Annotated in this window: 20 protein-coding genes; all 20 read right to left on the reverse strand. The window is 71.2% G+C overall.

The window, feature by feature from the left end:
* Positions 1-2: 2 nt before the first annotated feature.
* On the reverse strand, positions 3-524 hold the full coding sequence (locus tag HUW46_RS06080; protein WP_215546337.1) for a phage tail protein: 522 nt from the start codon (positions 522-524) through the stop codon (positions 3-5).
* Positions 524-2,488 (reverse strand): putative baseplate assembly protein, encoded by a 1,965-nt coding sequence (locus tag HUW46_RS06085; protein ID WP_215546338.1) that lies wholly within the window; start codon positions 2,486-2,488, stop codon positions 524-526. Before HUW46_RS06085 ends, HUW46_RS06080 begins: the two co-directional genes overlap by 1 nt.
* Entirely contained in the window at positions 2,485-2,901 is a 417-nt protein-coding gene (locus HUW46_RS06090) for a GPW/gp25 family protein (RefSeq protein ID WP_215546339.1), read from the reverse strand. Before HUW46_RS06090 ends, HUW46_RS06085 begins: the two co-directional genes overlap by 4 nt.
* The gene (locus HUW46_RS06095; protein WP_215546340.1) at positions 2,901-3,209 is read right to left on the reverse strand and encodes a PAAR domain-containing protein; all 309 of its coding nucleotides are present in this window, start codon (positions 3,207-3,209) and stop codon (positions 2,901-2,903) included. Before HUW46_RS06095 ends, HUW46_RS06090 begins: the two co-directional genes overlap by 1 nt.
* Positions 3,210-3,240: 31 nt before the next feature.
* Positions 3,241-5,004, reverse strand: a complete 1,764-nt coding sequence (locus tag HUW46_RS06100) for a VgrG-related protein (protein WP_215546341.1) — start codon at positions 5,002-5,004, stop codon at positions 3,241-3,243.
* Positions 5,005-5,007: 3 nt separating this feature from the next.
* Positions 5,008-5,709 carry a CIS tube protein gene (locus tag HUW46_RS06105; protein WP_215546342.1) on the reverse strand — a complete coding sequence of 234 codons (702 nt, stop codon included), beginning with the start codon at positions 5,707-5,709 and terminating at the stop codon, positions 5,008-5,010.
* 49 nt (positions 5,710-5,758) lie between these two features.
* On the reverse strand, positions 5,759-6,187 hold the full coding sequence (locus tag HUW46_RS06110; protein WP_215546343.1) for a phage tail protein: 429 nt from the start codon (positions 6,185-6,187) through the stop codon (positions 5,759-5,761).
* Between the two features lie 24 nt (positions 6,188-6,211).
* Entirely contained in the window at positions 6,212-8,812 is a 2,601-nt protein-coding gene (locus HUW46_RS06115; protein WP_215546344.1) for a hypothetical protein, read from the reverse strand.
* Positions 8,813-8,816: 4 nt separating this feature from the next.
* Positions 8,817-8,975 carry a DUF6760 family protein gene (locus HUW46_RS06120; protein ID WP_215546345.1) on the reverse strand — a complete coding sequence of 53 codons (159 nt, stop codon included), beginning with the start codon at positions 8,973-8,975 and terminating at the stop codon, positions 8,817-8,819.
* The gene (locus HUW46_RS06125) at positions 8,972-9,424 is read right to left on the reverse strand and encodes a hypothetical protein (protein ID WP_215546346.1); all 453 of its coding nucleotides are present in this window, start codon (positions 9,422-9,424) and stop codon (positions 8,972-8,974) included. Before HUW46_RS06125 ends, HUW46_RS06120 begins: the two co-directional genes overlap by 4 nt.
* Complete coding sequence (locus HUW46_RS06130) at positions 9,421-9,864, reverse strand: phage tail protein (protein ID WP_215546347.1); 444 nt, start codon at positions 9,862-9,864, stop codon at positions 9,421-9,423. Before HUW46_RS06130 ends, HUW46_RS06125 begins: the two co-directional genes overlap by 4 nt.
* Positions 9,865-9,888: 24 nt before the next feature.
* The gene (locus tag HUW46_RS06135; RefSeq protein WP_215546348.1) at positions 9,889-11,391 is read right to left on the reverse strand and encodes a phage tail sheath family protein; all 1,503 of its coding nucleotides are present in this window, start codon (positions 11,389-11,391) and stop codon (positions 9,889-9,891) included.
* Between the two features lie 177 nt (positions 11,392-11,568).
* Positions 11,569-12,876, reverse strand: coding sequence for an eCIS core domain-containing protein (locus tag HUW46_RS06140; RefSeq protein ID WP_215546349.1), 1,308 nt, complete (start codon positions 12,874-12,876; stop codon positions 11,569-11,571).
* Between the two features lie 37 nt (positions 12,877-12,913).
* Positions 12,914-14,218: a hypothetical protein gene (locus HUW46_RS06145; RefSeq protein ID WP_215546350.1), complete on the reverse strand. Its 1,305-nt coding sequence runs from the start codon at positions 14,216-14,218 to the stop codon at positions 12,914-12,916.
* A gap of 32 nt (positions 14,219-14,250) precedes the next feature.
* Entirely contained in the window at positions 14,251-16,266 is a 2,016-nt protein-coding gene (locus HUW46_RS06150; RefSeq protein ID WP_215546351.1) for an AAA family ATPase, read from the reverse strand.
* Positions 16,263-16,928 (reverse strand): DUF4255 domain-containing protein, encoded by a 666-nt coding sequence (locus tag HUW46_RS06155; protein WP_215546352.1) that lies wholly within the window; start codon positions 16,926-16,928, stop codon positions 16,263-16,265. The genes HUW46_RS06150 and HUW46_RS06155 overlap by 4 nt, the downstream gene beginning before the upstream one ends.
* A complete protein-coding gene (locus HUW46_RS06160) occupies positions 16,925-20,047 on the reverse strand; it encodes a DUF11 domain-containing protein (RefSeq protein ID WP_215546353.1) in 3,123 nt (1,040 codons plus the stop codon). The genes HUW46_RS06155 and HUW46_RS06160 overlap by 4 nt, the downstream gene beginning before the upstream one ends.
* Before the next feature lie 107 nt (positions 20,048-20,154).
* Entirely contained in the window at positions 20,155-20,772 is a 618-nt protein-coding gene (locus tag HUW46_RS06165; protein WP_215546354.1) for a response regulator transcription factor, read from the reverse strand.
* A gap of 92 nt (positions 20,773-20,864) precedes the next feature.
* Positions 20,865-22,163, reverse strand: coding sequence for a COG1470 family protein (locus tag HUW46_RS06170; protein WP_215546355.1), 1,299 nt, complete (start codon positions 22,161-22,163; stop codon positions 20,865-20,867).
* 106 nt (positions 22,164-22,269) lie between these two features.
* Positions 22,270-24,015 carry an AfsR/SARP family transcriptional regulator gene (locus HUW46_RS06175; RefSeq protein WP_215546356.1) on the reverse strand — a complete coding sequence of 582 codons (1,746 nt, stop codon included), beginning with the start codon at positions 24,013-24,015 and terminating at the stop codon, positions 22,270-22,272.
* Positions 24,016-24,120 lie beyond the last annotated feature (105 nt).

Consider the following 24,120-nt stretch of genomic DNA (forward strand, 5'->3'; position numbering starts at 1 on the left):
ACTCACAACACCCCGATTTCCACGGAGAACGGCAGGTGCGCCGGACAGGACCCGGCCACCACACTGTCCACTTCGGACTGACGGACGGCGGCGGGATCGGCCACCCGCAGGCGGATCGCCAGCACCGGGGCACCGGGCTCGGGCAGCGGCGACCCCGCGGTCTCCGACCAGCTCACCCCGCCCGGATCGGCGATCTCGACCTCGCCGCCGAACTCCGAGCGCAGCCGCTCGGCGAGCCCGCGCGCGGTACCCCGCCACCGGTGGCGCGCCACCGCGCTCGCCACCGATTCGCGGTCAGCCCGCCGATCCGCCGCCACCCAGAACCCCAGCAGCGCGAGGAAGTCCTCCGGCGCCAGCGCCGGATCGAAGTACGCGGGCAGGTTGTCCAGCACCGACAGCACCGGCGCCAGCACCTCGTCCAGTCCCGCGGTGAACCGCTGTGCGAACGCGTCGCCGGCGTACATCCCTGGCAGCTGTTCGCCGATCGGGTACCGGCTGGGCAGTCCCGGCACCGACGCGCGCATCAGGCACCCCTCGCGACGAGATCCTCGGTGACGGTGACCTGGTGCTGGTAGGAGAACACCAGCGAGGTACGGGAAAGTTCGAGCACGGTCACCGGTTCGCCGCGCCTGCCGGTGATCGGATCGGCGGGGAACAGCCGCAGTTCGTCGACCACCGACACCCCCGCCGCCCCGGTGAGCGCGGCGTGCACCTCACCGAACTGCACCGGCCGCCCGAACGGCCAGCCGGTGCCGTCCGGCCCGCCCCGCAACGGGTTGAGATACCGGTACAGCGCTTCCAGCGCCGCGCGCCGGGCCGGTTCGGGCGCCCCGGAAGCGCGCAGCCGCGCCACCACGGTCACGCCCTGGTAGTACGGCGGTTCGACGACCACCCTGGTACCGACCAGCCTGCGCTCGTCGAGCCGCCCGGCGACCGCGGCCAGCATGTCCCTCGGCGGGATCAGTTGCTCCAGCCGCAGTTCGTCCCCGGTGTCGGCGGTCGCGCCGGGCACCACCAGCACCCGCACGGCCGATTCTCCTTGGCCCGCTTCGGCCGCGGGCACGCACCGGATGCGGGCCGCGGCCGGCGCGGCGTCGCGCGCGAGCAGTTCGAAGTCCGCCACGGTGACCGCGCGTTCCTGGGTGCGCAGGGCCAGCGGGCCGCGCAGCTTGGCCGCGTCGACCGTCTCGCCGTCCACCCCGCCGGTCGCCGCTTCCCGGTTCTCCACCTGCGAGATGAAGGGCACCGAACTGGCCAGCACCGAGATCGCCCCCCGTGCCACGTTGCCCGCCCTGCCACCGCCGGTCCGGTAGCGGCGCACCCTGATCACCGCGCCCTTCGGCGGTACCGCACCGTAGTGCCGGATGGCGCCGTCCGGTTCGCGCACCGCGGGCCCGAAGGCGAACTCGCCGCTGGTGGCATCGAGCATCAGGTGCCGATCGACGGCCGACGACGAACCGAAATGGTCCACAACGGACCATTCCTGCCAGCCGTCCCCTTCGGAGACCTCCACCACCACCGGCTCGCCGTCGGTGAGCACCGGCGGCCGGGCGACCGGGAACCGTTGTCCCGCAACGCCTTCCGATTCGCCGATGATCTCGTCGAGCACGGCCTCCGCGTGCTCGGCCTCGATCGTGCCGCCGATGGTGAACGCGTCGGCCTCGCTGACCGTCGGCGACCGCGAGTAGAAGGGCTGTCCCGAGGACGGTTCCACCACCCGGCACCGCAGCCAGCCCGCGCGCGTGCCCGCGATCACCGATTCGATGTGCGTGGCCGGGATGTGCAGCACCACGTCCCCCGGCCGGTTCAGCCCGCCGGTGCCGTCGGAGTCCACTTCGCACTCCACCCAGCTGCTGCCGTTCCACGCCTCCCAGACCAGTGGCGGCTGGCGCGGGTCGACGCCGACGCCCTCGACCTTGCTGTCCAGCTGGACCGCCACCACGCAGCGGGGCACCGCGGCGGACAGCCCGAACAGCATGGTGTCGCCCACCGCGGGCGACGTCGCGAAGCAGGTCACGTCCTGACCGGAGCGCAGCTCGTCGGTCCGGTCGACGGGGGCGCCGGACGCCGCGCTGGTCACCAGCCTGTCCAGCGCGCACGGCACCACGACCAGCTCGTCCGCGGTGGCGAAGGAAACGGCTTCGTCGTTCTCGCCGCGCAGCGTGGTCACCTCGGTACCGGTCCGCAGCACCACCGGTTCGGCCTGCGGCGCGGAAAGCCAGAAGGTCACGTCGGCGCGCGCCGCGGTCGGCGGGAACAACCGCACCCCGAGCAGGTCGAGGAACGCCAGGTAGTTGCGCTCGGGCACCCGGTTGAGGCGGTAGATCAGCTGATCGACCATGTGCGCGAAGGTTTCGATCAGGGTGACCCCCGGATCGGACACGTTGTGGTCCGTCCACTCGGGACTGCGCTGCTGGACGTAGCGCTTGGCCTCGTCGACGAGCTGCTGGAAGCGCCGGTCGTCCAGGTTGGGGGCAGGCAGGTTCACGGGGTATCACTCGGTTCGTCGTGCTCGGGGATGACGTAGAACGGGAAGACCAGGTTGCGCGGGTTGTTGGTGGAGCTGATCCGGTAGTGGATGTCGAGGTAGAGCACGCCGGCGTCCACCTCGTCGTAGGCCACGGCCACCTCGTCCACCTCGATGCGCGGTTCCCACCGCTCCAGCGCGCCGCGCACCGCGTCCGCGATCCTGCCCGCGGTCGCGCCGTCGGTGGGGGCGAACACGTAGTCGTGCGCCGCGCAGCCGAACTCGGGGCGCATCGGCCGCTCCCCCGGCGCGGTGCCGAGGATCAGCCGGATCGACTCCTCGATCTCCCGTTCACCGCCGACCGTGGCGATCGCGCCGGTGGCGTCCACCCGCAACGGGAACGCCCAGCCGCGGCCGACGAACTGGTTGCTCATCACAGCGGTCCGAAGTGGACCGACCGCGCACCACTGCCGATCAGCGCGCCGCACGAGGTCAGGTCGCCCTGCACCGAAGCGACCCGCCCGCCGATGAACACGCGGGCGGCCGCACCCGGACCGCTCACGATGGTTCCCGAAGCGGGATGCGGTGGCGGGATCGGCGCCGCGCACGAGGTCGCCGTTCCGATGACGGCCGCGGGCAAGCCCTCGATGAGGACGTTCGGCACCCCCACTCCCGAGATGACGCCGGTCGCCCCGACACCGGCGTGACTGGTCCGATCGGTGCTCCTTGCCGCGGGTGGCATCGACCTCTCCTTCCACTGTGGACACTGCGAGTCAGTTGAGCCGGATGATCTTGCCGCGCAGCGCGACGTCGGTGAAGGCGCCGACGCTCACCTCGCCACTGCTGGCGGTGATGTCGACCGAGCTGCCGGTCAGGGCCAGCTTCCCCCGGCCTGCGTTGATGTCGACTCCCCGACCGGTGATCTTGACGTCCTTGGTGGCTTCGATCTCCACGCTGCCGTCGCTGTGCACGACGATCTTGGTGTTCTGCCGGTCGAGTTCGACCGTGAGCTTCCCGTCGCCGGTGCGCAGCTTCATTCCCTCTGGCGCCTTCTTCGTGCCCAGCAGTTCGATCCGGTCACCGCCACGGGAGGAGAACGAACGCCGGTTCACCTTGCCGAGCCCGTCCACCAGTGGCACGTCGTGCTCGGTGGGCTTGTCCTTCCCGTTGTACAGCCCGCCGATCACATACGGGCGGTCCAGCAGGCCCTGCTCGAACCCGACCAGCACCTCGTCGTTGACGTCCGGGCTGACCACGCCGCCACCGCCGACCCCGCCGGACTGCACGGTGCGCACCCAGTCGGTGACGTAGTCCTTGTCCAGCCAGGGAAAGCGCAGTTTCACCTGGCCCTCGACGGCGTCACGATCAAGGGGCCGCACCTTCCGCACCTCGGTGACTTCGCCGATCGCGAGGCCGGGCATCCGCGGCCGGTCCACCGGGGCGGCACCCGTCAGCCCGGCGAGCGTGCGGTCCTCCCCGCCGCTCACCACCACCGTGGTGGTGTAGCCGACGAAGGGCTCGATCCGGTGCCGGGTGGCGTTGACCGTGTACTTGCCGGTGAACTGGGGGCCGACGTCCAGCGCGATCGCGGTGCCCGCGCGCAGGTGCGGATTCCCGTTGCAGACCGCTTCCAGCTCACCGTAGCCCGCGGACACCGCCGCCGCCTGCGCCTTGGCCGCGTGCTTCACTTCGGACTGCGTCCGGTAGACGCCATCGGTGACCAGCAGTTCGGTCTTCGAGAACTGCGCATCGACCTCGGTGACCGCCAACCCCGGCTGAGCCGTCTTGCTGACCGCGACCGATTCCGTGCGCTCACGGGGAAGCTTCTTCGCCGGGTCCCAGCCCCGCACGGTCACCTTCCCCACCTGGTCGGCGGTGGACAGCACCGCCCGCAGCGACCGGATGCTCTCGCCGTACCGCAGTACCAGCGGTTCCTGGGGGTTAGTGGTCTTCGGCGATGGCGCACCGCTGGCCGGTTTCGGGGTGCTGAAGCACAACCGGCCCTGGTCGTCGATCCGCAGCCAGGCACCGTGTTCGGCCGCCAGCCAGCGCAGGAACTCCCAGTCCGTGACGTTGGCCTGGCTGATCTGGTCGTACGGAGTGCCGGGGGCTCGCACGGTGCCGACGGCCACCCCGGCGCGCTTGGCGATCTCCCGCACGATGCGCTCCGCGTTCCGGTTGCGGAAGGCGTGCACCCTGCGGTGCCGCATCAGCTTGTGCGCCGGATCGGTCGCGCGGACCACGCTGTACGTGCCGGTCGCGTCGCGCTCGGCCTCCAGCGCGGTCACCTCGCCGGAGAACAGCCGCAGCTGACCGCGGTCGGCCGTGGTGATCATCGACACCTGCACGGTGGTACCGATGGTGATCCCGGTTTCCTTGAACAGCTCGTGCTCGGGATCGCGGAACGCCAGCACGGCCGTGGCAGGCAGGTTCACCGATTCGTCCACAGTGCACTCGACCAGCGCCTCGATCCATGCCTCCGGCAGCTCACCCGGCGCCTTGATGACGGGCTCGGCCGTGAACGCGCGTTGGGACATCGCTCAGCTCACCTCGTCCTGCGCCGGAATGAGCAACTCGGTGCCCGGCCGCAAGCGCATCGGATCTTCCACCTCGTTGGCCTCGGCGATCAGCCGCCACGCGGTGGCGTCCCCGTACTCCTGCCACGCCAGCGCGGGCAAGGTGTCCCCGGCGACCACCTGGTGGCCGCGCCGGGCTTCCAGCGCGCCCGAGGTCGGGTTCTGGTTGGGGGTGGTGCTCCCGCCTTCGTCGATGGTCAGCGAACACCTCGCCCGAAGCGGCGTACCGTCCACATCGAACAGTGAGTAGGTGACGGAGACGCTCTGCACGACACCGGCGAAGCTGAACGTCTTCGCTTTGCCCCAGACGAGCTTCACCCAGGGGCTGGCCGGGCGTTTCTTGCGGCGGCTCTCCGGGGTGGGCACGCAGGCGCGCAGCAGCTTCGACACGTTCTGCTCCACCGAGTCGTCGTGCTTGTCGGTGCCGTCGAGGAAGATCTCGACGGACAACGTGCGCGGTGCGCTGCCGACGAACTCGGGCACCGACGTCTCCTCGGCCATCCTGGCGGGGTTGCGCCGCCATTCGGTGCGTTTGGTCAGCGTCAACTGGTTCGGGTTGAACTGGAACGGCACCCTCAGGAAGGTTTTGCCCGCGCCGCCACCCACGCGGGCCGGTGGGTCCATGATCAGCAGCCGCGCGTGGACCAGGCTCGCCCCTGCTGGCATCTCGTTCCTCCTCCTGCGTCGGTGGTGCGGTTCTCGCTTCGGCCCGGACTCATTTCTGCACGAGGCCCTCGTGCGCCAGTTCGAGCCGTTCCAGTCCGGCCTTGGACTGGGACGAGTCGAAATCCGGCCCCTGCCACCGCACCGGCAGGATTCCGTGCACATCCCAGCTGGCGATGATCGTCCGCGTGTTCGGGTGCAGCGCGACGACCTCACCGGTCCCGCGCTTGACCCGTTGCGTGAGACTGGTCAGCCATTTGAGGACCTTGGCCGTGTCCGCGGTGGTGACCGTCCTGGTCAGCGTGAGGTTGGACCACTTGACACGAGTGGGGAAGTACCGGACGAACCCGTTCTCGCCCCCCTGGGCGTACTGCTCCATCTCCATCTCGGCCGAAAGCCCGGAGCACGTGGTGAACGAGCCGAGATCGAAGGCGTCGATCTTCAGCCGGAAGGACGTCGTGCTGGCAAAGACTTTACTCATGGTCACCTCGTTCGCATCCGGTCGTCATCGGCGGCGTTCGTGCAGCCTGCCGGACCGTTCCCGGCCGAAGCGCAGTTCGGCGCGCAGCAACCTGGTCACCGCGTCGACGATCTGCCGTGCCTGCGCCTCGGGCTCCGGCTGTTTGTCCGCCGTCTCGCCCCCGCCGGACTTCTTCTCTTCATCGGGCTCTTTCTTGACAGTCGTCGTGACAGGGATGTCCACCGGGACATCCGCGGCAACGGAATTCGTACCGGCACCGCCGCCGGAGGAGGAAGGGTTACGCTGCACCGAAACCGCCGCCGCGGCGGGCGGTGTCCACCGAACCGGTACCGGCGGGGCGTCGGGGCGCGCCTTCGCCGCGGCAGCGGCGACCACCGGGGGCCGCGCGGGCACCGGCCCGGCGGGGGCGGGGCCGTCGGCGAGTATCGCCCCCTGCCGGGACGGCCAGTTCGGCGGGCTGGCCGGGAGGTTCGCGGCGCTCCCCTGCCGCGGCCCCGCAGCGCCGGGGGAAGCGGCCACGACTCGTTGCACCGGGCGCGCACCGTCCGAAGTGGACCTTCGGCTCGAGGTGGCTGGGCGTGCCACCTCGCCCGCACCGGATCGGCCACTGCCGGAGGCACCCGATCGGACCGTACCGGGGGAACCCGATCCGATCCGGCCGGAGGCCGGTGAACGACCGGCGCCGGACGGCGAACTGCCCCGGGCACCCGGCTGGGCGGCACCGGACCACGCACTTCCGGTGGTGGCGCTTTGGACGGGTTCTTCCGCGTCGGCCCCCCACTTCGCGGCCACGACCTTGGGCCGGTCGGCGGCGATCGGCCGCGGTCCGATCGCCGTGGCGGGTTCGGCGCCGCCGACCTGACCGAACTCCGGGACGAGCGGCCGCTCCGGCAGCAGTCCCCGCAGCCGGACCGCCGCGACCGCCGCGCGCGCGATCATGACCGGTCCGTCGCCAGCGCCGGTCGCGGGCGGTGCGCCGCGGTGCCCCGGTTCGACGGGAACCGGTGCGGTGACGCCGGAAGCGGCACTTGGCCGACCCGAAGAAGCGGGCGCTGCCGAGGTGGCGTCAGCGTGCTCGTCCCGCTGTCCGGCTACCACCGGCAAGGCGCCGGAGCCCGCCGCGGCGGGTGCGTCCGTGGCACGATCGGTGCGGTCCGAACCGGATTTCGCGGCCAGGCGCTGGATCGACGTGGACTCCGGCAGCAGCGGGCGATCCCCGGTCGCGGGCTGCTCCTGCGGCGCGCGCCGAGTTCCGGCACGCGGTTCACGGTGCGGAGTACCGGCACTGGGCGGGAGCGCGCTCATCGGCTCGCCCAACGCGGGCCGACGGCGTCCCTCCACAGTGGACTGATCGGAAGCGCGTTGCACGGAGGTGGTTTCCGGCGCGGTGGACTCGCGCGCGGGTGGCGGCGGCGCGGACACCGGATCGGTCGGGGTATCGCGGTCACCGGAGACCACCGGCAACGACGCGCGCTCCGGCGCCGGGGGTGGCGTGGCGGCTTGGAGACCCGCGGCCGCCGGGTTCCCGTCGATGAGGCGCTGGATGGCCTCGGCATCGGGCAGCAGCGGACGGCTCGGTGCGGCGGGCTCGTGCGGCGACCGGTCGCCGGTGACGAACCTCGCCGTGCTCGGCAACGCGGGCAGCGGTGCCCCGATCCCCGGTGCCGAGCGGGAAGACCGCGTACCGCCGGACGCGGCCGCGCTGTCCGATGTGGACCGCTGGATCACCGGGTTTTCCCTCGCCTCGGGCGAGGACTGCCTCGGAGAGCCGGAAGCGGTGGCACTGCGCTGAATCGAGGCGTGCTCCGCTGGTGCTGAAGAAGCTGACGTGCCGCTCTCGCGCGCGGGAGCGGGATCGGCGGGCGCCGCGGTCCCGGCGGAAGGATCCGCCGCGGGCCCGGTCGCCACCGGCAGCTCCGGGGCAGGACCGGGGCCGACAGGCGCCGTCGGCTCCGAAAGGACCGACGGGGCACCGTGTTCGGCGGTCGTCCATGTGCCCAGCGGCGGCCGGTCGGCCACGACCGGCGCCCGCGCGGGCCGCGGCGCGGCGAGCGGCAACCGGCGCGGTGGCGCCACCGCGCGGGCCACGGTGAGCCTCCCGCGCGGGATCGACGGCACGGCTGGACCTGCCGGACGTCCGAGAGTATCCACAAAGGACTCGGCGCTGGGCGCGGTGTCGCGACCGGCTACGACGGACGGGTTCCCGGTGCTCGCGCGCCTGCTGATCGGCACCGGTGCGGTGCCCTCCATCGCGGTTTCGGGCTGCCCGGCGGCCTCCGGTTCCGGTGGCACCCGGTGCACCAGCGGCCGCGGCAGACCGGGCCGCGGCGAGTGCGCGGCCCGGCCGGTGCTGCGGACCAGCCCGGTCGCCAGGCCGACCGGCGCCTCCGGGCTGACCGCGTGCCCCAGCTCGATGCGCTGGGACGGGTCCTGCCACGCGGCCAGCCCGTCGCGGAACCGCAGCCCGTCCGACATCGTGGACAGCCGTTGCACGGTGGTGGTCAACGGGCGCACCGCATGCCACCCGGCGTCGGCCTCCGCCACCGGCGAGGCCGGTTCCGGAGCCGTTGCCGGGGCTTCACCAGCCGCCTCGCGCCGACGGCGGCGGAACAGTCCGCGCGCCACGACCTCACCCGCCTTCGTTGATCCGGGTGTTGATCCCGGCGATCTGCTCTACCCAGCGGGCGCGTTCGAGGTGTTCCAGGTCCAGCACCTCGTCGCGGGACCAGTGGAAGTGGTAAGCCACGTACGCGACCTCCTGGTAGAGCCGGTCGGGCGCGTACGTCACGATTCCCCCAGGCGCTCACCGGCGATGTCCACCTCGAACGCCGATCCGCAGTCCGGGCAGGACACCGCTGCCCTGGTGTGCCCCTCGCTGTTGATCCGCCGGTAGAAGTCCTGCAGGAACGCGATGTCCGAGGCGAACATCCGCTCCACCAGCCCGGCGTGGATGTCGGTGACGCTGCCCAGCCTGGTGATCACCATGCTGAGCAGCACCACGCTCAGATACGCCGGGTTCTCCTTGACGCGCAGGTCGACCAGCGGCCGCAGCTCGTCGCGCGCGGTGGCCAGCCGCATCGCGCCCGACCGGTGCGTGACCCCTTCGTCGTCGACGTACCCGCGCGGCAACTCGAATTCGAACTCCGTGCGCAGGTCTTCGCGCGCCGGGGGCGCTCCCGGCGGCGCGGTCTCCTCGTGCGCCGTGACCGCGGGCGCACTCACTGCTCGACGCCTCATTGCTTGACTTCGATGTCCTCGTACGTGATGGTCGCCTTCTCGGTCGCCGCACCCGACTGACCCGCGCTGAGCGAGGCGGGTTCCCATTTGCTCACCCAGGCGTTGACGAGGTTGATCCGTCGCACGGTCTTCCCGTCCGCGGTCTTGACCTCGATGGTGACGTTCTGCCGTGCCTTCTCGATGTTTCCGTCCATCAGCACCAGTTTCACCCAGTCGTAGAAGGCCGGGCTCTCGTTCAGCACGCGGGTGATGGTCACCTCGCCCGCCTGGCGCTTCCCCGGCTGCTTGCGGATGATGAACTTGCCGTCCTCGGTGACCATGGGCTGTTCGGTCACATCGAGCTGGATCGTCAGCCCGCTGACTTCCTGTGCGATCACGGCCTCGACACTGCCGAGCTGCAGCCCGAAGAGATGAGTGGAAGCCGCGTCTCCCTGCGCCATTTCTGATCCTGTCCTTCTGGGGGGTTATTCGTTGACCTGGCTGGTGCTGTCGGAGAACTGGGAGAGCCGGAAGATGACGAACTCGGCGGGTTTCACCGGTGACACGCCGATCTCGCAGATCACCTGGCCCACGTCGATGGACTCCGGCGGGTTGTTCTCGGCGTCGCACTTGACGTAGAAGGCCTGCTCCGCGGTGCTGCCGAACAGCGCGCCGCGGCGCCACTCCTCGGTGAGGAACGCGGTGATGTTGCGCCGGATGCTGCCCCACAACCGCTCGTCGTTCGGCTCGAAGACCACCCACTGGGTGCCGATCAGGATCGACTCCTCGAGGTAGTTGAACAGCCGCCGCACGTTGAGGTAGCGCCACGCGGGATCCGACGCCAGCGTGCGCGCGCCCCAGATCCGGATGCCGCGGCCGGGGAAGGCACGGACGCAGTTCACGCCGATCGGGTTGAGCAGGTCCTGCTCCCCCTTGGTCAGCTTGTACCCGAGGTCAACGACACCGCGGATGACCTCGTTGGCAGGCGCCTTGTGCACGCCGCGCTCCGCGTCGTTGCGCGCCCAGACACCGGCGATGTGCCCGCTCGGCGGCATCAGCACGTTGCGGCCGCTCGCCTGGTCGAAGACCTTGATCCACGGGTAGTACAGCGTGGCGAACTTCGAGTCGTAGCCCGCTTCCTCCAGCCGCCACTTGCGCACCTGCTGCGCGGTCATCCCCGGCAGCGGGTCGAGCACGGCCACCCGGTCGCCCATCTGCTCGCAGTGCGAAATCACCGCCAGCTGCACGGTTTTCACGCCCTCGGCGTCGATGAGGCCCTGCTGGTGGGCCGCCATCAGATCCGGCACCGCCACCATGGTGATCTCGTCGATGGCCTCCAGGCCACCGAGCCCGCTGCGGTCGTCGACGTCGCCGACGTACTCCTCGGCGCGCACCCTGGCCGGCGCGGCCGGTGCCGGCGCGGGCACCGTGACGGCCTGGTTCTCGGGCCTGCCCGCCTGCTCCTCGCTGACGGAGATCAGCTTCGACCGCTCGCGGACCTGCGTGACCACGTAGTTCTTCACGTTCTTCTTGGTCGAGACCTCGAAGGTCTCCACCACCTTGCCCGCCTGCTTGACCTGCAGGGTGAACCGGTCCTCCGGCGGGTTCTCGCCACCGGCGTCGGTGACCTCGACCGAGAGTTGACCGCCAGCCTCCGGCAGCGCGGCCACCCGCAAACCGCCCAGCGCCACCGGTTCCGCCGCCTTCGCGCCCTCCGCCGCGGCAGGCGCGCCGATGCGCACCACGTAGGCGGCGCCCCCGCCGTTGGCGAAGTACCCGTACACCGCCTGCGCGAGGTAGGTGTCGGCGACGAACCCGCCGAACGCGGCTACGTAGGCGTTCCAGTTGGTGACCAACGTCGGTTCGTGGAACGGCCCCCGCTCGGCGAACCCGACGAACGCGGCGACGGCGGTGCCGACCCCTTCGATCGGCCCGGCACCACTCTGGACCTCCTCCACGTACACGCCGGGAGTGAGATAGGTCGGCATGCTGGCTCCTTCACTGCGACACGATCGGCCACCGTCCATTGTGTCCACCGAGCACGCGGGGGCGGGAGGACTCGAAGTGCCCAGTCGCGGGTCCGGTAGGTGCCCGATCGGACATCCCGCCGGGGTACCCCGGACCGCGGGCGGGTGCCCCGTGACCTTCCGCCGGCCGCGGCCCGCCTAACCGCTGTGCTCGGAGTCGCTGCCGGATTCCATTTCGCTGGACGTGTACTCGCTGCTGCTCGTCGCCCCGCCCGAACCGCTGCCGTCGGATTCGAAGTCGGACTCGGGGGCGAAGGTCCTGCCGTTCACGGCCGCCGCGAAGTACTCGAGGTTGTGAGCGCAGTTGATCGCGGCGCCCGGATTGCTCCTCGCGAAGTCCACCGCGGCTTCTCGGAGAGAGTCCCCCGCGCCCTCTTCCTGGGAACCGTCATGGGTGTCCTCGGCCACGTGGGTCGCCTCGTGCAGCACGGTGAACGCCAGGCTTTCGACCGACCCTCCGGAGTTCAGCCCGGCCACCTTGATGGAACCGCCAAGGCGCGACTTCCCGTGCGCACCTTCGGGAGCGTTGGGCCAGTCCTTGATCACCACGGTCCGCAGCACGTTTTCCGCCGCGCTGTAACTGTCCTGGATCCGCTCGATGGCGTCCTCGGAGTGACCGGAACCGAAGTAGAGAACCATCAGATTCTGTGCTTCGCGGTTGTTGTAGATCGCGTTGAGGGCCCTCCTGGCAGCGACCGCGTACCTTTGCGCGCGCGCCCTGATGCGCTCGACCGGCGGCAGGTCTTCGGAATTGCCGGACTCGTCGGAGTCATAGGCAGAGGAACCGCTTTGCGCGCTGTCGTGCTCGCTGTCACTGGCGCGTTGGACCGCGATGCCCTGCCCGGTCGCGGAGTCTCCGGTGTTCCGCTGGACCGGAGCGGGTTTGCCCATCGCCTCGGCGACTTCCCTTGCGGCCGCCGTCTCGTCCTTGTCGTGCGGGCTGGAGATCTTCAGGTTGTTTTCCTGGACGGTGCCCGCCACATCGCCCTTCCTCTGCTGGTCGGTGTGGATGAGCTCTTCCAGCACGACCGCCTTGCCCGCGTCGGTCTTCGTGTCGTACTCGCCCTTGGCGAAGAAGATGTCGTCACCCGAGGCGAAGGCACGGGCCTGCACCGCCACCGCCGCGTCGTGTGCGGAATCGTCCTTGTGCACGCGGCGGCCCGCGAAGCTCTTGCCGGTCCTGGCCTCGGCCTCGGCCCGGAACGCCGGGTCCAGCTCCTCCCCGGCACGCGACTTCGCGTGGTCCACGAGCGCGCGCTGCTCGTCCATTTCGGACTGTTCTTCCGCTGGGGGCCGCATCCTGCGCTGGATGACGTCGTTGCCGACGGAGCGCTGCAGGTCGAGCATCGCGTGTACCTGCGGCGTGGCGGCCCTCTGCTCGCTTCGACCGGGCAACGGGGCCTTCGCGGCGGCTTTGTCGTGCTCCTCGGCATGGTGATCGTGCATGGTGTTCTTCACTTTCTGCGTAGCGCCGGCACTCTGCTCAGGAAAGCTTGATCGACAAGATGGCACCGAGGAAACCTCCGGTGCCCAGTTGAACGTCGTGCCAGGTCTCCGCGCTCTCCTCACTTCCGTACATGCGGAAGAAGTACAGCGGATCTCCTGAGGTCCCGGTCGACGTCACCGCCGGATCCCGCCGGGCGTAGTTCTCCATGGTGATGTAGTCGTCGCCGCTCACCGCGATGGGAGTGCCGAGGTGGTAGGCGAACGTATTGTCCTTGTCGCGATTCTTTTCCTGCTCCTCGGTCCCGTAGCCGACGGTCATGAGCACGTCACCGGGTTTCGGCGGCGGGAGGAACCTGTTCAGGCCCAGATCGCGCAGTACCTGCTCCAACTCCGGCGATTCCGTCCGCTGCAGTTCCTGGAACCGGCCGCTCATCGTCTGGCTGAAGCCGAGGTAGGCCTCCTTGTTGCCAGGGGTGAACTCGTTCTCCAATCGCGTGTGGAGCTCGCTCATGGTCCGCTGGTTCGTCTCCCCGGGAAACACCCGGTCGAGCACCACGCCGAGAAAGTCTTCCCACGCGGTGATCCCCCGGCTCGCCGGATCTCGCTTGCCGCTCACGAAGTCGGCCATCTCGTTGCACCGCTGCGGGGTCAACATCGCCAAGCCCCGCGACTTCGGCTCCGTCAGTGGACCCAGCTTCTTCCCGCGAGCCGTTCGCTGCACGGGTTCGACCTGGTACAGCAGCACGACGCCCCGTTCCCCGGCGATCTGCAGTTTGCGCGCCGTCGTCCGCAGTTCCACTTCGCCGGTGAGCGCCGCGTTGGCCTTCGCCACGTGTTCTTCGGTGGCGAAGAAGTACTTGGCCTCCCGGCCGGTGTTCTCGATGGCGAGATCCAGGTTGTTCGATATCCGCAGCGGCACGCCGGGCATCCGCACGAGGTTGGCTTCCGGTGGTGCGGTGCCGGCGAAGAAGCTACCGCCCCGCTCCTCCTGGCTGACGAAGAACTTCTCGTCGTCCGGCGCCGGTCGAGTGACACCACGGCTCCGTTTGTGCTTGCTGGGGTAGCCTTCATCCCCCGGACTGACGTCGTAGTACCGCTGCACCGGCACCGCGGGCTTCGGCGCTCGCCCCGGACCGGCCGGGGTGGCGCCCGCGACCACGCGCTGCACATCGGGTCCGCGCCGCATGGCCCCGGGAAACCCGTGCTGGACGATGGCGTCGTTGCCGATGGCTTGCTGCAGGCCGAGGACGGCCTCCTGCGCGGAAGTGGCCGAGCGCTCAGCGTGCCGGGGACGCCCCTTCTTGACGGCGTCAGCCACCTTCTCCGCCTCGTGGTCGTACATCGTGCTGCCTCACCTCCGGTCGTGCCCGGTCTTCAGGCTTCGTGGTCGAGCCAGGCGCCGAATTCGCTTCTCAGCAGCAGCCGTCCGAGCTTGCGGTACTCACGGCGGATGGCGGCGACGATATCGGCCATGGCGACCGGACGACCGGCTTCGGCGGCCAGGTACGCGGCGCTGACCGCGCAGGCCCTGATGGAACCGCCAGCCAGTTCGAACGAGTTCGCGCAGAACTCCAGGTCCACATCGGACGCACGGGGCATCGCGGCGCCGAGGCAGCTTTCCCACAGGGCGAGGCGCTGGTCGGGCTCCGGGACCGGGAAGTCGACGATCACGTCGATCCGCCGGGTGAACGCCTCGTCGAGGTTGGCGCGCAGGTTCGTGGTGAGCACCGCGACGCCGTCGAAGGATTCCATGCGCTGCAACAGGAACGCCGATTCCATGTTGGCGTTGCGGTCGTGGGAGTCGCGTACCTCGGTGCGCTTGCCGAACAACGCGTCGGCCTCGTCGAACAGCAGCAGCCCGTTGACCCCGGCGGCCTCGGTGAAGATGCGGTCGAGGTTCTTCTCGGTCTCGCCGATGTACTTGTCCACCACCGTGGCCAGGTCCACCACGTACAGGTCGAGGCCGAGCTCGCCCGCCACCACCTCGGCCGACATGGTCTTGCCGGTGCCCGATTCGCCCGCGAACAACGCCAGCACCCCGGCACCGCGGCCGCCGCCCGGCCGCATCCGCCACTGCCGCAGCACGAGATCGCGGTGCCGGGCCCGCTGCACCATTTCGTCGAGCTGGGCGCGGTGTTCGCCGGGCAGCACCAGGTCGTCCCAGCCCACCGCCGGTTCGACGCGCCTGGCCAGCCTGGCGAGACCGGAGCCGTTCTGGGCCCGCACCCCGGCCCGCAGGTGCCGCGCGGTCAGTTCGCCACCGTCCAGCACGGCCAATCCGGCCGCGGCCCGCGCGGCCGCGCCGAGCTGGCCGGTACCCAGCCGGTACGGGGCCAGCGCCGAGGCGATCCCCGCGTCGTCCAATGTGGACACCGAATGCCCGCTCGCGCCCACCGCCGCCTGCCACGTCGCCACGCGGTCCGGGATGGGCGCGGGCGCCACCGGTACCGACACCGGGCTCGGCCTGCCCGGTTCGGCCTGCCACTGCCGTGCGCCGTAGAGCAGCACCGGTACCGGGTTCGGCCCGGCCAGCCGCCCCAGCAGCGCGCGGCGGCCGCGGTCGGGCAACGCCTCCAGCGGGCCGAGAACCACGCCGCCACCGCGCAATCCCGCCTCGCGCAGGGCGATCGCCACCACCTCGCCCGGTTCGCCGTCCGCGAGCGCGGCCGCGTCCACGACCACCGCCGGGCGACCGGCCGCGGCGAGCGCGGCCAGCGCCAGCTCCGGTGCCGAGGCACCAGCCGACTGCACGAGGTGCACCGGGGTCAGCCCCGCCGCCAGCCCGCGGCCGAGCCATGCCGCCTGCTCGGTGTCCACAAGAGACTCTTCGGGCACGGTGGCGATCCCGGCCAGCGCGGCATCGGGCGCCTGGTCGCCGAGCAGGTGCGCGGTGACCCGGTCGGGGACGGCCACGGTGCGGGAGAGCAGGGGCCGTTCGGGTTCGGTCACCGCGAGCAGGTCGTGCGCGACCAGGGGCGCGCCTGCCCGGAACCGGGCGCGGCCCGCGGGATCGGCGGGCGCCAGCCCGCACAGGTCCAGTGCGAGGCCGATGGTGGGCCTGCGCCGGGTGACGTCGTCGTTGAGGTACCCGTAGAAGCGTTCGAACCGCGGGTCGAGATCGGGCGCGAGCGCGATCAGCAGGATCTCGATGTCCAGTTCGGACAGTCCGAACACCTTGGTCAGGGCCGTGAACGCGGGGACCTCGGGTGCCGGGCCGATCGCGTCCGGCACCGCCGAACGCGCCGGATCGGCGAGCAGGGCGTCGATCGCCTCCGGGGTGAGGTACAGCCCGCGATACGGGTCGTCCGGCTGCGGGTCCTCGGCACGCCGCGCGGCAACCGCCCTGCGCACCCTGGTCTCCACAAGGGACAGTCGCTGGGCCAGTGTCATCGGATCCGGTCCATCCGCCCGCGCACCCTGGGTTTGGCCGCGCCGAGGGTCGGCACCGCCTCGTCCGCCGGGTCGGGATACCGCAGCGTGCGGCGCTCGTCCTGCGTCTCCAGCACCAGGCTGTCGGTGACCAGCGGGCCCACCGGGGTCAGCTCGCCCACCATCGGCGCGGTGACCAGCAGGTCGACCGACGGTTTCAGCTCACCGCCCAATGCCGTCCACAGCTCCGACAACGACCGCCCCTCGCCGAGCGGGCGGGCGGTCTGCATGCTCACCGCGAAACCGGCCTCGGCCACCGAACCGCGCAGATGCTCCTGCGGCAGGTTCTCCAGCCCGGAGAGCCCGGCGAGCAGCGTGGACAGCAAGCGGTGCTCGTCCTGCGCCCTGCTGGTCCACGCGGTGACCAAATAGGACAGGTCGTACCAGCGCGGTGGTGGCCGCCAGCCGACGAGCTCGCCGTGCTCGTCGTGTTCGGCCACCCGGCCGGAACCGCGCCTGGCCAGGTCCTCGCGCACGTCGTAGAGGAACACGTTGACCGTGGGCGCGTTGCGCCGCGCCGCCCATTCGCTGGTCGGCGCCTCGAAGACCACCTCGATCTGCGAATCGAGCCAGGAGCCGTCGGTGATCAGCGCCCGCAGCGCCTCGTCCACTTCGTGGATCATCGGCGCTCCACGAAGTTCGGCGGGCCGACCGACGGCGCGACCACCATGAACGGCGTGGTGACCGGGGAGAACCCGCCGCCGGTCGCGGTGATCGTGCGCGGTCCGAGCTGGTCCTTGGGCAGGATCAGCAGCTGCGCGGCGAAACTGCCGTCCGGCCGTGGCACCGCGGGGGCCGAAGCGGCGGTGATCCCCGGTGTCCAGTTCAGGCCGACCGGCTCGCCCGGCGGGAAATCGGTGCCGCGCACCGAGGTCACGAACCCGGGCGGCCCGATCGGCGGCACCGCGACGATCTTCGGCTGCAGCACGCGCATCGGCGCGGTGGCCGTGTTGTCGCCGTAGTCGGCGTCCTGGCCGGTGCTCGACAGCACGCCCGACACCGCGGTGTCCACCGCGACGTTCGGCGCGAACACCACCTGGAGTACCGCGATGCCCCCGGCTGGCAGGTCGCCGACGTAGCACTGGCCGCCGTCGCATCCGGCCGGTATCCCGGCCACCGGCACGCCAGCGGGAAGTACCAGCGACACCCTGATCCCGGTTGCCTGCTGCACACTGGTGTTGCGGACCAGGTAGGTCGCCACCGCCCGTCCGCCCACATAGGACGGCTCGGGGGTGACGCTCACCTGAAGGTTCGGGCTGGCCAGCGGCGATGGCGGCGGCAGCGGTGGTGGCGGCGGTGGCGTGGACGGCGGTGGTGGCGGCGGCGAAGTGCCCGGCGGCGGAGCGTCCACAGTAGACACTCGCGCCGACGCGGAGTTGTTGCCGGGATCGGCGTCGAGCACGGTCCCGGTCACCGACCACGGCAGGTCGCGCGTACCGGGCGCGGCACCGACGACGTCGACGGTGACCCGCACCGGCTTGCCCGGTTCCACCACGCCCAGATCGCAGCGAAGTTCGGCGGGCAGGCAGGAACCCTGCTCGGTTTTCGCGCCGGTCAGCCGCAATCCCTTGGGCGGGGCGAAGTTCAGCGTGGTGCCCGGCGACGGCGCGGGCCCGGCGTCGGTCACGGTCAGCGTCAGCGTGGCCGGTGTGCCGACGACCGCCTGCGGTGGTGGGCTCACGAGTGCGGTGCGCAGGTCCACCGAGCGCTGCCAGGTCGCCTCCTTGTGCCTTCCCGGCAGGGAAAACGTGAGCGGAGTCAGCTTCCCGCTGGTCAGGTCCGCGGTCAGCAGGCGTTCCGGGACCGCGGGATCGCCCTGGTTCCTGGCGGAGAACACGAGCTGGCGGCCGTCGGGGGAGAACGTGGCGTCCCGTGGCTGGAAGGGCGCGGTGGCGGTCGGGCCGACCGGACCCGCGCACGACGCGCCCGCAGGCAACAGGGCGCGGCAGTCCGAGCCGTCGGTCCGGACCTGCAACAGTCCGTCGAACTCGCGGTTGAACACCAGCGAACCGCCGTCCGGTGAGAACACCGCGCTGTCGTCGACGACGTCGCAGTCCGAACCGCACGCCACCGCGGACAGATCACGCTGCCCGGTGAAGGAGTTGGCGTCCACCGTCCAGATCCGGCCGTGGCGAACCTCGACGCCGTTCGCGTCGTCGGCGATGGTGCCCCTGGTGAACGCCAGCGTGCGGCCGTCGGCGGAAAACGCGGGCTGCGTGTCGTTCTTGGCCTCCGAACCGGGCGGCGGGTCGAGGCGGTGCACCACGCGGCCGGTGCCGGGATCGGCGACCAGTATCCGGCTCGTGCCCCCGCTGACCGGGGGAAAACCACCCGGTGACCGGCGGGACAGCGCGATCCTGCCGCCGTCCGGCGACCACACCGGATCGAACTCCCAGTCGCCCGGTTTCCGGTCCTCCAGTGGCATCGGCCGCGCGTTCCCGCCGTCGGCGTCGGCCAGCCAGACCCGTTCGATCCTGGCGTTCGCCGGTCCTTCGAACCGGGTGAACGCGAGCTTGCGGCCGTCCGGGGAATAGGACTGCCGTTCCATCCACGGGTCGTAGCCGGGACCGGGGCGGAAGATCCGGCGCGAATCGACCGAGGCCTCCGGATCCTCCCGCAGCACCGAAACGCCGAGGTCCCGCGGGTCCGACCCGTCCGGCCGGACGTCGCGCAGGTCCGCGGTCACCTTGTCCTCCGCGGACAGCCTGGTGACGACCAGCCGGTCCGGTCCGGTCAGCCAGGTGGGAAAGCTGACCTGCCGGTCCTCGGCGAGCAGCAGCTTCGGCGGCCCCGAAGGCGCCGCGCCCGGCGTCGGCTGCTCGTAGACCTGGTCGAACTTGGGCGTGCCGCACAGGCAGTACCGGCTGAGGAAGAGCACCGACTCGCCGTCCGGTTTCCACGAGGGCTGGCGGCTCTGCCAGTCGTCGTGCCCGCCGCCGACGAGCAGCACGTCGCCGCTGCCGTCGGTCTTGACGATGTGCGCCTTCTGGTCCTCGGTCGTGCGATCGTTCCGGTCGTTGTCGCAGACGTAGGCGAGCACGTCGCCGTGCACCGGGTTCCACGACGGCTGGATCGCGTCGCCCGCGCGTTCGTCGGTGATCCGGTCGACCGCGCCCGTTCCCGGTGCCAGCGCGTAGATCTGCCGTCCGCGCAAGGGTTCCCGGTTGCTGCTGAACGCCAGCCTGCTCCCGTCGGGGGACCAGCTCGGCCACTGCTCGTCGGCGGCCTGGTCACCGGTCGCGGCGCGCAGGCCCGTGCCGTCCGAGCCGACCAGCCACAGGGCGTGACGGTTCCCTTCGACGCTGGCGAACGCGACCGTCCTGCCGTCCGGCGACAGCACGGGGTGGCTGGTGTCCATCCCGGTCGTCAGCCGCCGCACCTGGCCGTCCGCGGCGCGCAGGTACACCTGGGGCCGGGGCTCGTCGCGACGGCTGGTGAACACCAGCTGCCCGCCCCGCGCGGTGTTCTCACTGTCCAAATGGGACGGTCCGCCGCCGAAGAACGGCGTCGTCCTCGCCTGATCGCCCAGCTCCGATGCGGCGACCGCGCCGAGGCTGACGTGCCCGGTACCGGCGAACGCGATCCGGCCGCTCGCAGTGGCACCCGGCCCGTCCTCCGCCCTCGCCGGCCGATCCTCGGGTGCCGCGACGACGACCACGCACACCGCGGCGGCGATCAGCAGCACCGCGGTCAGTGCCTGGCCGAGAACGCGCGGCCTGCCGCGCAAGCTCCGCTTCACCATGCCCTCCACAGCTGTATCCGGTCCATCCTGTCCCGCCGGACACCACCGCCGCAGTGGCGGCACGGCCCCCTCCGGGGGCACACCGGGAGCCTTTCGGGCACCCGGTGTCAGATCAGCCCGTGCCGCATCGCGTACCCCACGGCATGGGCCCTGTTCCTCAGCTGCAACCGGGAATTCAGCTCGTACAGGCACTTCTTGACGGTGCGCTCGGAGTACGACAGCTTGGCCGCGATCTCCGTGGTGTCCAGCCCGTCCGCGACCAGCCGGAGCACGTCCTGCTCGCGCCCGGTGAGATAGGACAGCCCCACCGCCTGCCCGGTGTCCGCCTGCCGCTGCAACCGGCTCACCTGCTCGAACAACCGGCTGAGCAGATCGCCGGACATGCTGCCCCGCCCCGAAGCCGCGGCCAGCACCGCCTGCGGCAGCGAATCAGGGCTCACTTCGGCCCGCAGCATCAGCCCGACCACGCCGCAGTCGATGGCCGTGGTCAGCCGCTGCGTTTCGATCTGCCTGACCAGCAACACGATCCGCGTCTGCCATTCGGATCGCAGTGCCCGCATCCGCTGTTCGCCCTCGTCGTCGAGCTGGTCGAGCACCATCACGGTGACCTCGGCCGCCTCGTGCGCGTCGACCAGTTCGAACTCGGGCCGCCGCCGCAGCATCGCGAGCACCCCCGCACGGGACACCGCGTCCTCCGCGTCGACCGTCACCGTCACCCGGGACATTCGCACCCCTCCCCTTCGATCCACTCCCCTTACCTGACGCAACAGCGTCACCGGCGGGAATCAAGGATCGATAAACGGCGGGGTGGCGCGGGTCAGCCCTTGTTCACCAGGAATCCGTTCACCGTCACCAGTTCGGTGCAGTTGGGCGCGGGTGCCCCGCTCGGCGGCACACCGGTCTTCGTGCAGGTCGCGCTCACCGAAGCGGTGGCCTTCTCGTCGACGTCGATCGGCGTGACCCAGTGGTAGTCCTGGTTCCGGAAGGTCTCCAGCGCGATGGTCGCGATCGTCCGGTCGCCCAGCTTGATCGTGATCCGGCCCTCGTCGCCCTGGAAGTTCGACAGCAGCATGTCGGTGACGCGGAGCACCTTGCCGTCCGGCACGGTGTACGCGTTCGTCCCGCTCTGCCCCGGATTGGTCTGTACCTCTATGTTCGTGTCGAACTGCTGCTGCTTCGCCCCGTTCGGCGAATTGGGGTCGTCCGGGTTGTTCCCGCCGCCCTGACCGGTTCCCGGCTGCTGCCCCGGCCCGTTCTTCCCCGGCTGCTTACCGGGTCCGCCGCCGGGTCCCGGCGCGAGCCCGCCCGCTTCGGCGATCTGGTTCGTCTTGTCGTCGACGGCCTGCCGCGCCGCCGAGTTGACCGCGGGCCGGACCAGCCCGAACCACAGGGCCAGCAACGCCAGCAGGAGCCCGAGCAACGCCAGCAGCCAGCGCGGGAACACCGGGCGCTGCGTGAAGACGCCGTCCAGCACGATCGCGGGCGGCACGTCGAGGTCCGCGGTGTCGTCCTCGCCGCGCCGGTTCACGCGCACCTGGAACGGTTTGTCCACCGGTTTGCCGAACCAGCGCAGCTTGTGCGCGCGCACCGCCAGCTCCGGTTCCGCGGTCTGGCCAGGCGGCAGGGTCAGCAGGTCGGGACGGGCGGTCAGCGCGAGTTCGTCGGTCCCGCCCACCCCGTCGACCGCCAGCGCGGCCGCGTCGTTGCCGTGGTTGTCCAGCCGGACGGCGTACTTGGCACCGCGCCTTCCCGCCTTCGCCCTCGGCACCAGCTCGGCGTCCGCGTCGAGATAGGGCGCGATCGTCACGGTTTCTTCGAGCACCACGGTGTTCTCCGGGTGCTCCGCCGGCAGCACTCTGACCCCGACCGGCACCTCGCCGACCGGAACCTCCGGCGACCGCGGGGGCTCGATGGACAGCACGACGTTGCCCGAAGTTCCCGGATACAGCGAAATTCGGGCAGGCTCGGCGAATGTCCACGGCGCGAGCGCGCCGAGCACCTCGAATGTGTAAGCCTCGACGATGTCCGTGCTGTTGAACACGGTCACCGTGATGGTGCCCGTCTCCCCGGGGGTGATGACGGGTGCGCCCAACGCGAGGTGTGCTGAAGTGACCACCGGACCACGGTATGCACCGGCGCCGCGCGGTTCGAGGGACCGCGGGGCACCTTCGCGGGCCCTTCTGGTTCCCCGCCGACCCTCGGCGCGGTGCTCGCCCGCGCGCTCAGGGCAGCTCGGCGGCGAACCTCCGCACCACGTCCTGGCAACCGTAGCGGCCGGGAGCGGGCGAAGTGAGGAGCTGGAGATCGACCAGCGACTCGGCCAGTTCCTCGGCGATCTCCTCCGGCCGCAGGAGAATCCGGGCGACCGCGGACAGCGGGAGATCGGCCGCGGTGGCCGAAGCCAGCAGCCGCAGCGCCCTGGCCTGCTCCGCGCTCAGCTGCTCGAAACCCAGCCGGAACCCGGCGAACGACGCGGCGAGCCCGGGGTCCTTGTCCAAGCACGCCGCCGCCGAAGCGAGCGGGCGGCTCGGCCGCCCCGCCACGCGTTCGGCCACTTCCCGGACGGTGAGCGGCAGGTGCCCGCACGCCGCCACCACCGCGACGGCCGCTTCGGGCTCGGCCGCCACCCGTTCCCTGCCCACGATCCGGCTGAACAGGGCGAGCGATTCCGCCGGGCCGGGCACCTCGAGCCGGCAGGTCGTCGCGCCGGGCAGCGTGGACAGCGGGACGCGCCCGGCGATCAGCACCGCGCACCCGGCGGTACCGGGCAGCAGCGGGCGGACCTGCTCGGCGTCGGAAACGTTGTCGAGCACGACGAGCACGCGGCGCGCCGCCAAAGTGGTGCGCAGCAAAGCGGATCGCTGTTCCACCGTCGCCGGGATCTCGGCCGCGGAACGCCCGAGTGCCAGCAGGAACCGGCGCACCGCCTCGGACGGCGCGGTCTCTCGCAGATCGGCGTGCAGCTGCCCGTCCGGGAACTCGTCGCGCACGCGGTGCGCGACGTGCACGGCGAGCGCCGTCTTGCCGACACCGGCCATCCCGGAGATCGCGGTGATCGGCATCGCGGTGCCGCCGCTGGGGCTGAGCCGTTCGGCGAGCTGCGCGGCGATCCCGGCACGGCCGGTGAAATCGGGCAGTGGCGCGGGAAGCTGCGCCGGGCGCGGCCTGCGGACGACGACCTCGCGCGCCGCCGCCCGCGCCGGGAACTGCCCCGCGAGGAAGCGCCGGTGCAGCGCGACCAGCTCCGGACCCGGCTCGACACCGAGCTCCCGGAGCAGGGTCCCCCGGGTGTCGCCGTAGACAGCCAGTGCCTCGGCGAGCCTGCCGCACCGGTACAACGCGGTCATCAGCTGCCCGCGAAGTCCTTCCCGCAACGGCTGTTCCAGGCTGATCGCGCGCAGCTCGGGCAGGACCTTGGCATGCCTGCCCAGGTCAAGGTCCAGCTGGAACCTGGTTTCCAGCAAGGCGATCCGCCGTTCCGCGAGCCGCGCGCGCTGCCGGGCGGCGTACGGGCCGGGCACTCCCGCGAGCGGATCACCCGACCACAGCGCCAATCCGGAACCGAGCAGATCGCGTGCGGTGGCCAGATCGCCCGACCGGCGCGCACGCTCCGCCGAAGCGAACTTCGCTTCCGCGAGATCGGCGTCGAGCACGTTCCCGCTCAGCGGCAAGGAATAACCGTCGCCGACGGACAGCAGCACCTTCGAGGGCGCGCGCGAAGGCCGGTTCGGTTCGAGCGTGGCGCGCAGGCCGCCGACGTAGGTGCGCAGCGAGGTCAGCGCTCTCGCCGGGGGTCTCTCGCCCCACACCGCGTCGACCAGCTCCGACGCGGTCGCCACCCGGCCACCGCGCAGCAGCAGCGCGGCGAGCACCGCCTGCCGCTTCGGCGGTCCGATGTCCAGCGATCGATGGTGGTTCCAGCCGCGCATCGTGCCCAGCACGGCGAACCGGAGCCCGCTGGCGCCCATGCCGCCCCTCCCTGTTCGCACGGCGACCCCGCATCACCGCGCACCCACCATCATGGCCCGGCCGCGCCCCCGCGCGTCCGTTCCCAGTCGGGTAATTCACACTCT

Source organism: Amycolatopsis sp. CA-230715, assembly GCF_018736145.1.
Lineage (GTDB): Bacteria > Actinomycetota > Actinomycetes > Mycobacteriales > Pseudonocardiaceae > Amycolatopsis.